The following is a 15,667-nucleotide window of genomic DNA, read 5'->3' on the forward strand; positions in this document are numbered from 1 at the left end:
ACGGGTGGTCGTACGGCACCTGAGCGGGCCGTGGCGGCAACTCCCCGCATCCGTTCAGGTCAACGAGCGCGGCGCCCCGGCTATTCCGTCGGCGCCCCGGTCTCCGTCACGATCCCTGCCCCGATACCTGCCCCGGTCCCCGTCACGATCCCCGCCCGGGTCCCCGCCCCGGTCCCCTCGAAACACGCCCTAGGCTCGTCGCATGTTCAGCCCCGAAGGTCCCACGCTGCGCGAACTCGCCGTCCAGGCCATGTCGTCCGTCGAGCGCGGGTACGACCTGCTGGCCCCGAAGTTCGACCGCACCCCGTACCGCACGCCCGACCGGGTCCTCGACGCCGTCGCGTCCGCGCTGGAGCCGCTCGGGCCCTTCGGGACCGGACTCGACCTGTGCTGCGGCACCGGCGCGGGGACCGACGTGCTGGCCCGGGTCTGCCGGGGGCGCGTCACCGGTGTCGACTTCAGCGAGGGCATGCTGACCGTCGCCCGGGAGCGCGCCCGGCCCGCCGGGGCCGCCCCGGCCTGGGTCCGGGCGGACGCCCGCGCCCTGCCGTTCGCCCCGGCCTTCGACCTCGTGGTGAGCTTCGGGGCGTTCGGCCACTTCCTCCCGCGGGAACTGCCGGGACTCTTCGCCCAGGTGCACTCCGTGCTGCGGCCGGGCGGCCTCTTCGCCTTCCCGGTCGCGGCACCGCCCCCGCCGGGCTCCCGGCCGTACTGGGCGCTGCTCGGCTTCGACGCGGCGATGCGGGCGCGCAACGCCGTGTGGCGCCCGCCGTTCGTCATGTACTACCGGACGTTCCGCCTCGGCCAGGTGGGGCGGGAGCTGGCCCGGGCCGGATTCCGGACCGCGCTGCACCCCTTGGCGGAGTTCGGCCGGCGGCCCGACGGCAGCCCGCGCGCCCGGCTGGTCACGGCCCGGCGCGCACCGGCGCCCGCCGGTGCCGCCACCGGCGCCGCGGTCAGAGCCGGGAGCTGAGCCAGCGCACCTTGGCGGCCTCCTGGTAGGGGCCGCCGCCCTCGTGGTCGTTGAACTCGTACACCTCGATGTCCTTGTCGCCGTGCGCCCAGGCGTTGAAGGCGGCGAAGACCGTGGAGGGCGGGCAGGTCAGGTCCTCCAGGGCCGCCGAGAACAGGGCGGGGGCCCGGCCGCGGGCCGCGAAGTGCACGCCGTCGAAGTAGGACAGGGTCCGCAGGGCGTCCGCGGACCGGCCCCGGTGCGTCTTCAGATACGCGCCGATCTCCCGGTAGGGGTGGCGGTCGGTGAGCGTCGTGGCGCGCGGGAAGTCGCACAGGAAGGGCACGTCGGGGGCGACGGCCGTCAGATCCGGCACCAGGCCGCCGACCGCGAGGGCGATGCCCCCGCCCTGGCTTCCGCCGAGGGCGACCGTGCGCGCCGGGTCGGTCAGCGGGTGCGCGCGGGCCGCCTCCACCGCACGCACCGCGTCCGTGAAGACACGGCGGTAGTAGTAGTTCTCCGGGGCGTCGATACCCCGGGTCATGAAGCCCGGGTACGCGGGCGCGCCGCCGACCGGGTCGGCCGTGGCGCCACCGCCGCCCCACCCGCTGCCCTGTCCGCGGGTGTCCATCACGAAGTGCGCCCGGCCGGTGGACGCCCACAGCAGGTGCTCGTGCGGCAGGCCGCGCCCGCCGCCGTAGCCGACGAACTCGACGATCAGCGGCAGCGGTTCGTCCGCGTCCGCGGGCAGCAGCAGCCAGCCCTTCACCGGGTGGCCGCCGAACCCCGCGAAGGTCACGTCGAACACCCGTACCGTGGCCAGCCCCGTCTCGACCGGCTCGAACCGGGCGTCCAGGTCGTGCCCGCGGGCCTCCCGGAGCGTCTCGGTCCAGAAGGCGTCGAAGTCCTCGGGCTCGGCGGACGCGCTGCGATACGCGCGGAGTTCGTCGAGCGGAAGGTCGAACAGGGCCATCGAGAACCGCCTTTGCGGGGGTAGTCGGCCGACGCCGGCCGCTCGGACGATCACACCGTACGGGAATGATCGGAGGACTCGCCAGAGTTTGGGTGTCAGCTACCTCGCGGACCGCGATGCGGAGAACGGGGAGCCAGGAGAGATAGGACGAATGAGAGTGAGTGATCAGGCAGCGCGACGGCGCCGGTCAGACTTCGCGACGCGTCCACTGCGGCTCGATCCGCGCCCAGGCGCGGTCCCACTCCGCCATCCGGCGCCTGAGAACCACCCGGCGCACGGCCCAGTGCCCGGTGAGGACCACGAGAGCGGCGCCGCCCGCGGCACACCCGCCGAGGGTGAGGGTGCGCTGCCACGACGAGCGCTGTCCGGGCTTCGACCACGTCCGACCCGCGCCGCAGCGGATTGCGCCGCCGGCGCCGGCCGTGCACCCGGGTTCGCATGCCGGCCTCCTCGCCGTTCCCGCGCCGGGGCGCACAAGCGCCCGCACGGTTCCGGTACCCCGTGCGGGGGCCCTCGCTCACCTCACCGGCGGAACGTGTCCGCAGGGCGCCGCGCGCGGTCAGCCGAAGCGTTCGACGCGGATGCGGTCCACGGGCTGTCCGGCCGCCACCAGCAGCCGTGAGGCGTGCTCGGCGAAGGAGTTCGAGCCGCACACGTACGCCTCCCAGCCGCCGGGCGGCGGCGCGGCCAGCAGCGGCGCCAGATGTGCGGCGGCCAGCCGCCCGACAGGCGCCCCGTCCGGCGCGCTCCGGGTGAAGACCCGCGTCGTCTCCGCGCCGTACTCGCCCGCGTAGAACAGGTCCTCGGGGCCGCGCGCGGACACCACCAGCCGCAGCGGTACCGCCAGGGCCCGCGCCCGGTGGTGGCGCACCATCGACATCAGCGGAACGACGCCGGAGCCCGCGCCGACGAGCAGCGCGGCCCGGTCGCCCGGCCAGGCGAAGAACCCGCTCAGCGGGCCGCGCACCTCGACCCGGTCGCCCGGCCGGGCCACGGTGTGGAACCAGCCGGAGACCTCACCGTCCACGACGTGGTCGAGGGTCAGCTCGACGTGCCCGGTGTCGTCGGGCGGGGAGGCCAGCGAGTAGTGGCGCTGCGCCACATAGCCGTCCTCGGCGGTCAGCCGCAGCAGCAGGTGCTGGCCGGGCAGATGACCGGCCCACCCCGGCACCGCGAAGCGGAACGTGGCCGCGCGCGGCGTCTCGCGGCGGATCTGCGTCAACGTGGCCGTCTGCCACCGCGCCGCCACCTGCTCGTTCACGGCGATGCGCCCCGGCACGGCGAAGCGGGTCGGGGGAGTGAAACCGGCCACCGTCGTCTGCGCCGCCGTCGTCTCAGCCGCCGTCGTCTCAGTCACCGGAGTACCGCTGTTCCTCCCAGGGGTTGCCCCGGGCGTGGTAGCCGTTGCGCTCCCAGAAACCCGGCTCCTCGTGGTCGACCAGTTCCAGGCCCGCGACCCACTTCACGCTCTTCCAGAAGTACAGGTGCGGCACGATCAGCCGCGCCGGGCCGCCGTGCTCGGGGGCGAGCGGACGGCCGTCGTACGACCACACGATCCAGGCCCGTCCGCCGGTCAGGTCGGCGAGCGGCAGGCCGGCCGTGTAACCGGTGTGCGCGTAGGTCACCGCGTGCGTGGCGGACGGCAGCGGGCCGGCCGCCTCCAGGAACGCGTCCAGACCGACCCCGGCGAAGCGCACCCCGAACTTCGACCAGCCCGTCACGCAGTGGATGTCGCCCTCGTACGCCGACTCGGGCAGCCGGTGCGCCTCGTCCCAGGACCAGGAGCGGTCCTCGGCGACCAGTCCGCCGACGCGGAAGGACCAGTCGGCGGGCGTGAGGTCGGGGGTGACCTCGGCGGACAGTACGGGCCAGTCGTCGCCGGCGTCGTACTGGCCGGGCGGCAGGCCCGCGCGGGCGGCTCGGGAGCGCCCGGTGAAACCTCGGGTGATGTTCATGCGGTGGGTGCCTTTCGGGCGGCCGGGGCTGCCCGGGTCGTGCCGGGTCGTGAAGTGCACGGTCAACGGTACGTGGCCGCGCTCAGCGGCGGGCCCGGGGTGCCGGTGGCGGCGTCCCGGCTGACCGTGGACTTGTCCAGGGCGTAGTGGGCGGCCAGATCGGTGGCCCGGCGCCCGTCCCGCTCCTCCAGATGCCCGAGCAGGGTGTACGGCACCAGCGACAGCTCGGGGTGCGTGCGGCCCGCCGGGGCGCGGGCGCGGCGGGCGAAGGCGGTCAGCTCGCGGTGCACGGTCTCCAGGGCGGTGTCCGCGGGCTCGGCTGCTGTCACGGAACCTCCCAGACTTTTGGTTGCATAATACAACTTGGCGGGATTCGGCCGGATCGCCGCCCGGATTGCCGCCCGATCGCCGCCGGATCGCCGCCGGATCGCCGCCCGGAGCAGCGGCCCGTCGTGGCCGGGCCGCTGGGGTAGGGTGACCGTCGGTCGCGGACCGTCCCGGCCGGGAATCGAGGAGGTGAGTCCCATCACCGCTGTGTCGGCCCGGGTGCTCTCTTCTCCCGGCAGGCGGACCGCCCGCCGCGGGTGAGCCGCGAGAGCGCCCTTCGGTTCTCGAAAGGCTCTCCTTGCTCATGCCTTCCTCCCCGCCCCCCTCCCTCCCCGGCCCGCTCTCCCGCGACCAGGTCGTGGCCGCGCTGCGTGCCGCCGGCTGCGTCTTCGCCGAGGACGAGGCGGAGCTGATCCTCGCCACCGCCCCGGCCCCCGCCGACGTCACCGCCCTGGTGGCCCGCCGGGCCGGCGGTCTGCCCCTCGAACTCGTCCTGGGCTGGGCGGAGTTCCGCGGTCTGCGGATCACCGTGGAACCGGGCGTCTTCGTCCCGCGCCGCCGTACCGAGTTCCTCGTGGCCGAGGCCCTCGCCCAGGCACCGGACGCCACCGTCGTCGTCGACCTGTGCTGCGGCTCCGGCGCGGTGGGCGCCGCGCTGGCCACGGCACTGGCGGGGTCCGGGGCCGCGGGGACCGCGCCCGAGGTGCACGCCGCCGACCTCGATCCCGTCGCCGTGCGGTGCGCCCGCCGCAATCTCGCCGGCGTCGGCGGCCGGGTGTACGCGGGGGACCTCTTCCAGGCCCTTCCGGGCGCGCTGCGCGGCCGGGTGGAGATCCTCGCGGCCAACGTGCCGTACGTCCCCTCCGGTGAGGTCGCCCTGCTGCCGCCCGAGGCCCGCGACCACGAACCGCCGCTCGCCCTCGACGGCGGCGCGGACGGGCTCGACGTGCTGCGCCGGGTCGCCGGCGAGGCGGCCGGCTGGCTCGCGCCCGGCGGCTGCCTCCTGGTCGAGACGGGCGAGCGGCAGGCCGCCGCCGCCCTGGACGCCTTCGCCCGCGGCGGCCTGCGGGCCCGGCTCGCCGCCTCGGAGGAGCTGTACGCCCATGTGGTGGTCGGCGTACGGGACTGACCCCGGTACGCCTCACGCCGGGGACGTGGCCCGCGCGATCAGCAGGGCCACGTCGTCGGCGTTCTCCGGCTCGTGCAGTGTGCGCAGCAGCAGGTCGCAGACCTCCTCCAGCGGCCGGTCCGGCCCCTGGAGCAGGCTGAGGAGGATAGCGAGCCGCTCGTCGAGCGACTGCCGCCGCGTCTCGACCAGCCCGTCGGTGTAGAGGATCAGCCGGTCGCCCGGCGCCAGCTCCACGGTCGTGCTGGAGAAGGAGACGCCGCCCACGCCCAGCGGCACCCCGGTGGGCAGGTCGAGCAGTTCCGGCGCCCGGCCGGGCCGCACCCGCACCGGCGGCAGGTGCCCGGCGTTGGCGATCCGGCACTGCCGCGCGTGCGGGTCGTGCACGGCGTACACGCAGGTCGCGATGGCCTGGTCGAGACCGGCGGTGGTCCGGTCCAGGTGTTCGAGCAGCAGCGCCGGGTCGAGGTCCAGCGCGGCCAGCGTGTTCGACGCCGTGCGCAGTTGCCCCATGGACGCGGCCGCCGCGATCCCGCTGCCCATCACATCGCCCACCACCAGCGCGGTCTTCTCCGCGGCCAGCGGGATCACGTCGAACCAGTCGCCGCCGACCTCGCTGGTGGTCTCGGCCGGCTGGTAGCGGGAGGCCACCTCAAGACCGCCGGTGACCGCCGGATGGCTCGGCAGCAGGCTGCGCTGGAGGGTGAGGGCGGCGTCCCGGGCGTGCCGGTACCAGCGGGCGTTGTCGATCTGCACCGCCGCCCGCCCGGCCAGCTCCCGGGCGAGCAGCAGGTCGTCCTCGCCGAACGGCAGGGCGTTGCCGGTCCGCTTCAGGTCCAGCGCGCCCAGCACCTCGCCACGCGCGATCAGCGGCACCGCCAGATACGAGTGGACACCGGCGCGCCGCAGCAGCTCCACGGCGTGCGCGTCCCGCGCGATGCGCGGCAGGTCCGCCTCCCGTACGCGCCGGACCATGACCGGGCGCCCGGTCCGCACGCACTCGGTGACCAGCCGCTCGGGCCCGTACCGGGTGACCTGCCCGGGAGGATCGGCGGCCCGCAGCGCCTCGGGGGCCGCCCGCGCCGCGACGGCCAGCGCCCGGATCACGGCGGGCTCGGCCGGGCCGAGGGAGCTGCGGCGCCCCTGCACCACCGCCTCCAGCAGGTCCACGGCCGCCACGTCGGCGAGTTCGGGGACGGCCACGTCGGCCAGCTCACGCGCGGTGCGGTCCAGCTCCAGGGTGGTGCCGATGCGCGCCGAGGCGTCGGCGACGACCGCCAGCCGCCGCCGCGCCGCCTCGGCCTCAAGGCCCGCCCGGTACTGCTCGGTGACATCCACGACCGAGACGGCCAGGCCCAGCACGGTCTCCAGGGAGTCCTCCAGCCGGTGCAGCGACACCGACCAGGCGTGCTCCGCCCCGGGGTCGGCGGGCGTCCGGCCGGTCGCGGGCAGGTCGAGGACGGGCCGGCCCGTCTCCAGCACCCCGCGCGCCGCGTCCTCCAGGGCGGGGGCGAGCCGGGGCAGTACCTCGCGGACGGTCCGCCCGAAGTGCTCGCCGGCCGTCCGCCCGTCGATCCGCTCCAGCGCCGGGTTGACGGAGACGTACCGCAGGTCGGTGTCCAGGACCGCCTGTCCGATCGGCGACTGCTCGATCACCCGCGTCGACAGCGCCACGTCCCGCTCCAGCCGGCGCACGGTCGACCGGTCGGCGGCCAGGCCGAGGGCGTAGACGTCGCCCCGGTCGTCCAGGAGCCGCATGTTGCGGAACTCCACCAGCCGCGTACGGCCGTCCTTACGGCGGATCGGGAAGGCCCCGGCCCAGCTCCGGCCGGTCTCCATGACGTCGGCGAAGAGCTTGGCGACCAGGTCGAGGTGGTGCTCGTCCACCATGACGCGGGCCGCGTACCGTCCGAGCGCCTCCCGCGCCGAGTAACCGAACAGCTCCTCCGCCCGGGGGCTCCACAGCACGATCCGGCCGCGGGCGTCCAGCACGATCGAGGCCATGCCGAGCACGTCGAGCAGGCCGCTCGGACGCACCGGTCCGCGCGCGGGTCCGTCCCCCGGGAACAGGGGAGATCCGGCTGCACTCATCCCACGGCCCGCCTTCGCCTCTCGCGCGGCACACCTTCCTGCTGCCGACTCCCCTCTTCTGCCGCGTTCTACCGTGCGCGGCGCTGATTCACGCGAGCGAGCCGTCGCCGGTCCCGAGCGGCTGCATCCGGCCCGGGGGCCGGTCCGGGAACGGGCGGCGAACAGGCGGGGCGGCGGGGGAGTCGGTCCGGCGACGGGACGGCATTGGTCTGTACATGACCCGCCGGACCGGCCAGACTGTGCGCCGTTCGCCTCCGGCCCGACCTCACGCGTCCGCCCCGCGCGCAGCCGCGGCGGACCGTGCCTCCCCCACCGAGGAGCCGTCCCATGCCCTTGTCCGCCCGTCTCCTGCCGCCGCGTGCCCGTCTCCGGTCCCGGCGCGTCGGTCCGCTGTCGCAGCGAGCCCGGCAACGTTGTCGCCCGGCCGTCGCGGCGCTCGCGGCCCTCGCCGCCGCCACCGTCCTCGCCACCGCCCCGCCCGCCACGGCCGCGCCCGCCGCCGACACCTGGACCGTAGTGGGCTCCGACCGCGCCGACCCGCTGACCGAGAGCCAGGGGCTGGCCTCCGTCGAGGTCCCGGCCGGCAGCCCCAACCGCTACACCGGCATCGGCACCGTCCCCCTCGGCCTCAGCACCCGGGGCTGGAACCACGTCGGCGACCCCGACGCCTCCTACGACGGCCACTACGTCGAGCCCTACCAGCGCGACGACGGGGCCGCGAAGATGTTCCGGACCCAGGCACCCGGCGGCGGCTGGGCCGAGTACGTGCACGCGCTGAGCCCGGGCGAGGCGCTGAACAACTCCTGGGTGGCGATCTCACCGGACGGCCAGTGGATGCTGTCGGGGGAGTGGGGCACGATGGACCGGCTGCTGGTCTTCCCGACCCCGGGCGTCAACGCCGCCACCTCGCCCTCGGCGAACCTGCCGCAGGTCGCCACGGTGCGCCTGGACCGCCCGGTGCGCGACGTCCAGGGCTGCGACTTCGTCACCGCGACCCGCCTGCTGTGCTCCTCCGACGACCCGGCGGGCACCCTCTTCGGCCTCACCAAGCCGCTGCTCCAGGTCGACCTGTCGGCCGCCCCGACCGGCGCGGGAGACGTCACCGGCCGGGTGACCGCCCTCCGGCAGTTGCCGCTGCGCAGCGCCTGCTCGGGCACCTTCGAGGCGGAGGGCGTCGACTACGACCGCCGCTCCGGCACCCTGCGCGTGATCGTCGTGTCACCGGGCTTCTGCGTACTGACGGACAGCAGGACGTACCGCCTCACCCGCGGCTGAGCGCGCCACCTACCGTCCCACCGGTCGGCACCTCGGCCCGTCCCACCGGTCGGCACCTCGACCCGTCCCACCGGCACGGCGGCGCCCGCGCCCGCCGTGCCGGTAGTGCTCCGTGCCGGGTGGTGCTTCTCTGGTGAGGGGGGCGGTTCCGCGGAGCGCCCGCGGTGCCGCGACACCGGCCCGAGAGGAGCGATCACCATGGACGGTGAGCGACTGCACCCGGAATCCGTCTCGGTGGAGCTGAGCGGATGTGACAAGGAGGACGCCCGGACCGTCTTCGACGTCCTGTGCGCGACCTTCACCTCCGACCGGTGCGAGGAGGACGTGCTGCGGGATCATCACGCGGTGCGCCCCACCGTATGGCTCGGCACCTTCGACGTGGCCGATGCCCGCGCGGGCGACCACACGCCCGCGCCGCTGCGCTCGTCGGTGGAGGCCGATGTGCAGGGCGGCTACTGGGCGGTCGAACAGTTCCGCGTGACGCTGGACTCGCTGTTCGACGTGGACGACCTGAGCACGGCCTCGGGAGATCAGGAGAGCGAACTGCACGTACGGCTGCGCAGCCACTGACCCGCGGGGGCCCGAGGTGCGCCGATGTGTGCCACACCACCTTATGCAACTAGTTGCAAAAGGTGGTGGCCGTCCTCTACAACAGTGGTGGCGTCCTCTGCACCAGAGGCACGAGACCGCGCACGGAGGGCCCGATGAGCCGCTACCCCCACCTGCTGAGCCCCCTCGACCTGGGCTTCACCACCCTGCCCAACCGGGTCCTCATGGGTTCCATGCACGTCGGCCTGGAGGAGGCCGACCGCGGCTTCGAGCGGATGGCCGCGTTCTACGCCGCCCGCGCCCGCGGCGGAGTGGGTCTGATCGTCACCGGCGGCATCGCCCCCAACGACGAGGGCCGTCCCTACGAGGGCGGCGCCAAGCTCACCACCGCGGCGGAGGCCGAGCGCCACCGGGTCGTCACCGACGCCGTGCACCGCGAGGGCGGCCGGATCGCCCTGCAGATCCTGCACTTCGGCCGCTACGCCTACCACCCGGACCTGGTCGCGCCGAGCCCGCTGCAGGCGCCGATCAGTCCCCATGTTCCCCGCGAACTGACCGACGCCGAGATCGAGCGGACCGTCGAGGACTATGTCCGCACCGCCCGCCTGGCCCGCGACGCCGGCTACGACGGCGTCGAGATCATGGGCTCCGAGGGCTATCTGATCAACGAGTTCATCGCGGCGCGGACCAACCACCGCACCGACCGCTGGGGCGGCTCGTACGAGAACCGCACGCGCTTCCCCGTCGAGATCGTGCGCCGGGTGCGCGAGGCGGTCGGCACCGACTTCATCCTCGTCTACCGCCTGTCCATGCTGGACCTGGTCCCCGGCGGCTCCACCCTGGCCGAGGTGGTCACCCTCGCCAAGGCCGTCGAGGCCGCCGGGGCCACCCTCATCAACACCGGCATCGGCTGGCACGAGGCCCGCATCCCCACCATCGCCACCTCCGTGCCGCGCGGCGCGTACACCTGGGTGACGAAACGGCTGAGGGGCGAGGTCTCCGTCCCGCTCGTCACCACCAACCGCATCAACACCCCCGACCTGGCCGAGCGGCTGCTCGCCGAGGGCACCGCCGACATGGTGTCCATGGCCCGCCCGATGCTCGCCGACCCCGACTTCGTCGCCAAGGCCGCGGCCGGCCGCCCCGAGGCCATCAACACCTGCATCGGCTGCAACCAGGCCTGCCTGGACCACACCTTCAGCGGGCGGATCACCTCCTGCCTGGTCAACCCGCGCGCCTGCCACGAGACGGAACTGGTCCTCGCCCCGACCCGGCGGCGCAGGCGCGTCGCCGTCGTCGGCGCCGGACCGGCCGGTCTCGCCTGCGCGGTGAGCGCCGCCGAACGCGGCCACGACGTCACCCTGTTCGACGCGGCGAACGAGATCGGCGGCCAGTTGAACGTGGCCCGCCAGGTCCCCGGCAAGCAGGAGTTCGACGAGACCCTGCGCTACTTCCGCACCCGGCTCGCCGAGCAGCGGGTGGACGTCCGTCTCGGCACCACCGTCACCGCCGCCGACCTGGACGGCTGGGACGAGGTCGTCGTCGCCACCGGCGTCACCCCACGCCTCCCCGACATCCCGGGCGCCGACCACCCGAGCGTCGTCGGCTACCTGGACGTCCTGCGCGGCACCGCCCCCGTCGGCGACCGCGTCGCGGTCCTCGGCGCCGGCGGCATCGGCTTCGACGTCGCCGAATACCTCACCGACGGCGGCGACAAGGCGCACGAGGACCCCGAGACGTACTTCCGCCGCTGGGGCGTCGACATGGAGTACCGGGCCCCCGGCGGCCTCGCCGCCCCCGAACGCCCGGCCCCGCCGCGCACCGTGCACCTGCTCCAGCGCAAACCCACCAAGGTCGGCGCCGGCCTGGGGCGGACCACCGGCTGGATCCACCGCGCCGAGCTGAAGCACCGCGGCGTCACCATGGTCCCGGGGGTGCGCTACGACCGTATCGACGACGAGGGCCTGCACCTCACCGTCGACGGGGTGAGCCGGGTGCTGGAGGTCGACACCGTCGTCCTGTGCACGGGCCAGGACCCGCGCCGCGGACTGTACGACGAACTGGCCGCCGCCGGCCGCGGCGTCCACCTGATCGGCGGCGCCGACGTGGCCGCCGAACTCGACGCCAAGCGCGCCATCAAGCAGGGCACCGAACTGGCGGCGGCCCTGTAGCCAGGGGGTCCGTCCCTAGGATGAGCCCATGTCACTCCCGCACGCGATCCTCACCGCCCTGCTCGAGAAGCCGTCCTCGGGCCTGGAGCTGACCCGCCGGTTCGACAGGTCGATCGGTTACTTCTGGTCGGCGACGCACCAGCAGATCTACCGCGAGCTGGGAAAACTGGAGGCTGGGGGACTGATCCGGGCGCTCCCCGCCGAGCAGCCCGCGCGCGGCCAGAAGAAGGCGTACGAGGTGCTGCCCGCGGGCCGTGCGGAACTGGCCCGCTGGACCGCCGCCGCACAGGACCCCAAGCCGCTGCGGGACACGATGCTGCTGCGGCTGCGGGCCGCGGCGGTGGTCGGCACCGAAGGGCTGCGGGCCGACCTCGGCCGCCATCTGAGGCTGCACGAGGAGCAGTTGGCCGAGTACGAGGAGATCGAGCGCCGCGACTTCCCGCCGGAGAAGGACGGCGCCGAGGACCGGCTGCGGCATCTGGTGCTGCGCGCCGGCATCGACCTGGAGACCTTCTGGACGCGCTGGCTGCGACACGCGCTCACCGAACTCCCGGACCTTCCCGGACCGTCCGGCCCCGGGCGGGGCTGACGCCGCCCCGCCGCCCTCGGACTTCAGAACCGGTACGGCTTCGCGCGGTGGCGGCGCAGGAACCAGGCCGCCCCGATGAGGCCGCAGCCGACCAGGGCGCCGCCCGCCACCAGCGTCGCCGTGCCGTAGTCCTGGACGGCCCCGCCGACACCGCCCATGACACCCCGGGACGGCGAGGCCGACGAGGAGACGGCGGGCCGAGCGGCGGACGACGCCGAGGAGACCGGGGAGACGATGACGGTCTGGGAGCCGGCCGTGCTGTTGTTCGCACACATGACGATGACCGTGTAGGTACCGCCGCTGATGTTCGACCAGGCGGCCGACTGGCTCGTGCCGGTCCCGGACAGCGCGACCTGACGGCCCTGGGCGAAGTTCGCCTGGCCGCTGGTGAGCAGCGAGGCGGTGCCCCAACTTCCGTTGACCTGGGCGCAGGCGCCGGTGACGACCGAGACCGTGGACCCGGAGGTGCTCACCGAGATCCCGGAGCCGGCCGAGGCCGGACCGGGGGCCAGGGCGAGAGGCAGCGCGACGGCTGCCACGAGCGTGCCGGAGCGGAGAAGTGGCTGGTGGATGCGCATGTGGAGGCCCTTTCGGCGGCACGGTCGGCGGTACATCCCTGGCGCCGCCGAATCGGGAAGCGGCCGTGCTGCCTCACGGGCAGCCAACAGCCCCGCGGCCCACCGCGCATGCGGAGCGCCTCCGCCCGGGTGGCGGACGGCTGATGGTGCCGGCGGTCGCCGCCGCGCACGGCTGCGCCGTTGCCGACGCCGTCAGGGAGAACCGGGCGGAGGCGGGAGCCCGTGTCGAAGGCCGCGGTGGGTACGGTGATCTGCCGGACCGCGCGTGCGGTCGCGCGGTGTCGGCGGGCTGGTGCCCGGCGCGGTGGGCGGGCCGGGCACCTGGCAGTTCTTGACACCGCCGTCCGCACCCGGCCGGCCGCCCACACCGAGTCTGTGCCCACGCCGCCGAACCGGTGGCAGGGGGCCGGGGCCGACCGGCGTAGCCGGGTGCCGCTCAGATCCCGCAGGTCGGCGCGGACCAGTAGGGCGAGGGGTCGAAGGCGACGTGGGCGTGGTCGTTGTGGTCGGGGTAGCCCGGACCGAGGATCTCCGAGAAACCGTGCGTCCTGGCCTGCTGGGCCAGCCGGCACAGGCTCGGCGAGCCGGTGAGGTCGGCGGCGTCGCCGTAGAGGTGGCGGCTGGTCGACGATCCGCCGACCGCGTTGTTGCAGGCGTGGGAGCGGAAGCCGCTGGAGATCGTGATCGGCACGTCCCCCAGCGCGTGGCGCATCGCTTCCAGCTTCCACATGGACTTCAGGGCGTTCGCCTTGGCGGTGCCGGCCGGCACCGCGCCGCCCGACCAGTCCGAGTTGCACTTGTTCAGCTCCGCGTAGCCGAAGTGGACCGGGGTGCAGTCCGCGTCCTGGAGCGCGTAGATCTTGGCGAAGGTCTGTGGTCCGGCGACGCCGTCGGCGGGCAGTCCGTACGACGCCTGGAACTTCTTGACCGCCGCGGCCGTCCGCGCGCCGTACCGGCCGTCGTAGGAGAGGCGTTCGCCGGAGGTCACCCAGCCCGCGACGCGGATCTGCAACTGGGTCACGTCAGCGCCGGACGCACCCTGGGACAGGGTGCGTCCCCAGGAGTAACACTCGTCGGCGTGGGCCGCGCCGGCGGTCGCGCCCACACCCAGCGTGACGCCTGTCGCGACCATGACAAATGAGACGAGCAAGCGTGCCACACGTGAGAACATCCCGGCCTCCCGACCGTCGTCCTGGGAAGTGGAACAAGCCGATACCGCCGCGCGGACGGCCGTTGCCCAGGGTGGCGCCGGTGGGCTACGCGCGTCAACCGCGCACCCTCACGTCCCGTCCGTCACAACGGGGGAGCCGGGCCGCCGCCACCCGCAGGGCCGACGCCGCGGCGAGCAGCACGAAGGCCACGACGGAGTACGCCCACGCCGTCACCCCCCGAACCACACCCACCGCGCTCCACACGGCCCACAGTGCCAGAACGACACACAGCGCCGTCCACGCGATGTCGGCCGCCCTGGTACGCAGTTGGCCCCGTTGCCGGGTGCCCGGTCCTCCGAGGTCACCGAGGCTGCTGTCGGCGGCTGCCCTCTGTCCGTCCACGTCGAACTCCTCTGCTGTGGAACGCTGGAGAGTGGACACCGCATACCCCCGGCGGCGTCGGGCAAGCCGCACCTGCGCGCTCGCCGCACCGGAGTGCGCGTGACTCCTCAGCCGAGATCCCTCCTCGGCGGACGTCCGTCCGGAACCGGCACCGGTACTCCGTCGGTGTCGTGGCGAGCCGTCGACGAAAGGCCCGCATCAGGGTGTCGACGGTGCCGAACCCGCAGGCGGAGGCGATGTGTTCGAGCGCGGCATCTGCCGCGTTGTGCGGCGGCGCTGGTCACTCGCGACGCCGCCGCGCGAAACGGCCCCGTGCGCCGGGGCCGCGACGGACGGGACGGCAGCCGCCGACGACAAGGGAGCCGGCCGATGACACCCCGCCGGCCCTGGCAGCGTCCGACCTCCGCACCCGCCCCCCTCGCCGGCCTTCCCAGCCCGGCGGTGCCCGCCCCGCCCGGCACGGAACCAGACGCGCCGACCCCGGACAGTCCAAGCGCGGGAACGAAGTCGAGCGAACGGTCAACGCGCTGAAGACCTCCCGGGCCGTGCCACGAGATTCGACAAGCGCGTCCACATCTTCCACGGCACCGTCACCGTCGCCGCGATCCGCCTGTGGCTCAGGTCGTGACGTGACCGGCTTGGCCCCGCAGTTCCTGGACGGCTTCAGGACCGCGGCAGGAAGCGAGCGATCTCCGCCGCCACGGCTTCGGGGACAACCGAGGGCGCGAAGTGCATCTGGCCGGGAAACCTCGTGTAGGTGACGTGGGGCAGCGCGGTCGCGAGCCGGTCGAGCGTCGCTGGCATCGGCTGCCAGGTGTCGGCGCCCCGCATCAGCAGTGTCGGGACGCTGACCGTGGACCAGCGCTCCACGTCCATCGAGTCGGCGGCCATCGACTCGAGGTCACGGCGCCAGCCGGGCGCGTCGTCGGGTTCGTCATCGGCGGGCTCGCCCGCATCCATGAGGTCCAGAAGCGCGGCCGGGACGCGGGCCACCTTCTCCGCCAGCAACCGATCGGCCTGCCGCCGGTCACCGTTCGCGGTCAGCGCCGAGAACTCGTCCAGGACGGGTGCCAGTTCTTCGCCGGCCGCGTACAGAGGTGGCTCCCACAGCACCAGCGAGCGAACCGGCAGTCCAGTTGCCGTGGCGTGCAGGGCGACGGAGGCTCCATAGGACATACCGACCAGGTGCACGGGACTGCCGATCTTGGCGATCAGTGCCTTGAGATCCCCCACCTCGTCGGCAAAGCGCTTCGGCGATCGGCCCGGCCCGCTCGGGGCATACCCGCGGCGGGCGGGTGTCCAAAGCTCGAACTGGTCGGCGAGGTGCTCGGCCACCGGCTGCCAGGAGTGCAGTCCACCGCCGGAGCCGTGGACCATGACGACCGGTGGCCCCGAGCCGAGCTGTCGATAGCTGATGGCGGTGCCGTCGAAGGACTCCAAGGACGCGGTGGCTCCGAAGGACTCTGACAGGGTTGTCTCGCTCGGCATGCCAGGAACGTCGCACAGTCCATCCAGGCCAGTCCACCGA

Annotated in this window: 14 protein-coding genes and 3 pseudogenes; 7 read left to right on the top strand and 10 right to left on the bottom strand. The window is 74.2% G+C overall.

All coding sequences use genetic code 11. From position 1 onward, the window contains the following. The first annotated feature begins 202 nt into the window (after nucleotides 1-202). Nucleotides 203-973: a class I SAM-dependent methyltransferase gene (locus ABEB00_RS08070; RefSeq protein ID WP_345618338.1), complete on the top strand. Its 771-nt coding sequence runs from the start codon at nucleotides 203-205 to the stop codon at nucleotides 971-973. Here ABEB00_RS08070 and ABEB00_RS08075 read toward each other — a convergent pair. The 4 genes and pseudogenes from ABEB00_RS08075 to ABEB00_RS08090 form a co-directional block, all read right to left on the bottom strand. Then, entirely contained in the window at nucleotides 957-1,925 is a 969-nt protein-coding gene (locus tag ABEB00_RS08075; RefSeq protein WP_345618339.1) for an acetylxylan esterase, read from the bottom strand. The genes ABEB00_RS08070 and ABEB00_RS08075 overlap by 17 nt on opposite strands. Before the next feature lie 559 nt (nucleotides 1,926-2,484). Beyond that, nucleotides 2,485-3,237 (bottom strand): ferredoxin reductase, encoded by a 753-nt coding sequence (locus tag ABEB00_RS08080; RefSeq protein WP_345618508.1) that lies wholly within the window; start codon nucleotides 3,235-3,237, stop codon nucleotides 2,485-2,487. 37 nt (nucleotides 3,238-3,274) lie between these two features. Continuing rightward, entirely contained in the window at nucleotides 3,275-3,880 is a 606-nt protein-coding gene (locus tag ABEB00_RS08085) for a sulfite oxidase-like oxidoreductase (protein WP_345618509.1), read from the bottom strand. 107 nt (nucleotides 3,881-3,987) lie between these two features. After that, nucleotides 3,988-4,209: pseudogene (locus ABEB00_RS08090) on the bottom strand (MarR family transcriptional regulator); the annotation flags it as partial. 302 nt (nucleotides 4,210-4,511) lie between these two features. Between ABEB00_RS08090 and ABEB00_RS08095 the strand changes: the two are divergent. Next, complete coding sequence (locus tag ABEB00_RS08095) at nucleotides 4,512-5,336, top strand: putative protein N(5)-glutamine methyltransferase (protein WP_345618340.1); 825 nt, start codon at nucleotides 4,512-4,514, stop codon at nucleotides 5,334-5,336. 12 nt (nucleotides 5,337-5,348) lie between these two features. Here ABEB00_RS08095 and ABEB00_RS08100 read toward each other — a convergent pair whose 3' ends face one another. Further along, entirely contained in the window at nucleotides 5,349-7,424 is a 2,076-nt protein-coding gene (locus tag ABEB00_RS08100; RefSeq protein WP_345618342.1) for a SpoIIE family protein phosphatase, read from the bottom strand. Between the two features lie 390 nt (nucleotides 7,425-7,814). On the opposite strand from ABEB00_RS08100, the gene ABEB00_RS08105 reads away from it, so the two are divergent. The 4 genes from ABEB00_RS08105 (at nucleotide 7,815) to ABEB00_RS08120 (ending at nucleotide 12,008) form a co-directional block, all read left to right on the top strand. Beyond that, complete coding sequence (locus ABEB00_RS08105; RefSeq protein ID WP_345618510.1) at nucleotides 7,815-8,699, top strand: hypothetical protein; 885 nt, start codon at nucleotides 7,815-7,817, stop codon at nucleotides 8,697-8,699. Nucleotides 8,700-8,897: 198 nt separating this feature from the next. Beyond that, the gene (locus ABEB00_RS08110) at nucleotides 8,898-9,269 is read left to right on the top strand and encodes a hypothetical protein (protein WP_345618343.1); all 372 of its coding nucleotides are present in this window, start codon (nucleotides 8,898-8,900) and stop codon (nucleotides 9,267-9,269) included. Nucleotides 9,270-9,403: 134 nt separating this feature from the next. Next, entirely contained in the window at nucleotides 9,404-11,419 is a 2,016-nt protein-coding gene (locus tag ABEB00_RS08115) for an FAD-dependent oxidoreductase (RefSeq protein WP_345618345.1), read from the top strand. A 28-nt stretch (nucleotides 11,420-11,447) separates the two neighbouring features. Further along, entirely contained in the window at nucleotides 11,448-12,008 is a 561-nt protein-coding gene (locus tag ABEB00_RS08120) for a PadR family transcriptional regulator (protein WP_345618347.1), read from the top strand. A 23-nt stretch (nucleotides 12,009-12,031) separates the two neighbouring features. Here the strand turns inward: ABEB00_RS08120 and ABEB00_RS08125 are convergent, their stop codons facing one another. From ABEB00_RS08125 to ABEB00_RS36045, 4 genes and pseudogenes are all read right to left on the bottom strand, one after another. Beyond that, nucleotides 12,032-12,586, bottom strand: coding sequence for a hypothetical protein (locus ABEB00_RS08125; protein ID WP_345618349.1), 555 nt, complete (start codon nucleotides 12,584-12,586; stop codon nucleotides 12,032-12,034). A gap of 436 nt (nucleotides 12,587-13,022) precedes the next feature. Next, a complete protein-coding gene (locus tag ABEB00_RS08130) occupies nucleotides 13,023-13,757 on the bottom strand; it encodes a D-Ala-D-Ala carboxypeptidase family metallohydrolase (protein ID WP_345618350.1) in 735 nt (244 codons plus the stop codon). A 94-nt stretch (nucleotides 13,758-13,851) separates the two neighbouring features. Next, nucleotides 13,852-14,139: a hypothetical protein gene (locus tag ABEB00_RS08135; protein ID WP_345618352.1), complete on the bottom strand. Its 288-nt coding sequence runs from the start codon at nucleotides 14,137-14,139 to the stop codon at nucleotides 13,852-13,854. Further along, nucleotides 14,099-14,401, bottom strand: a pseudogene (locus ABEB00_RS36045) (hypothetical protein); the annotation flags it as partial. The pseudogene ABEB00_RS36045 and the gene ABEB00_RS08135, both read right to left, overlap by 41 nt. Before the next feature lie 229 nt (nucleotides 14,402-14,630). Between ABEB00_RS36045 and ABEB00_RS08145 the strand changes: the two are divergent. Further along, nucleotides 14,631-14,767, top strand: a pseudogene (locus ABEB00_RS08145) (IS5/IS1182 family transposase); the annotation flags it as partial. A 35-nt stretch (nucleotides 14,768-14,802) separates the two neighbouring features. Here ABEB00_RS08145 and ABEB00_RS08150 read toward each other — a convergent pair. Beyond that, entirely contained in the window at nucleotides 14,803-15,627 is an 825-nt protein-coding gene (locus tag ABEB00_RS08150; RefSeq protein WP_345618353.1) for an alpha/beta fold hydrolase, read from the bottom strand. Nucleotides 15,628-15,667: the final 40 nt, after the last annotated feature.

Origin of the sequence: Streptomyces ziwulingensis, from assembly GCF_039542605.1 — a bacterium.
GTDB classification, from domain to species: Bacteria; Actinomycetota; Actinomycetes; order Streptomycetales; family Streptomycetaceae; genus Streptomyces; species Streptomyces ziwulingensis.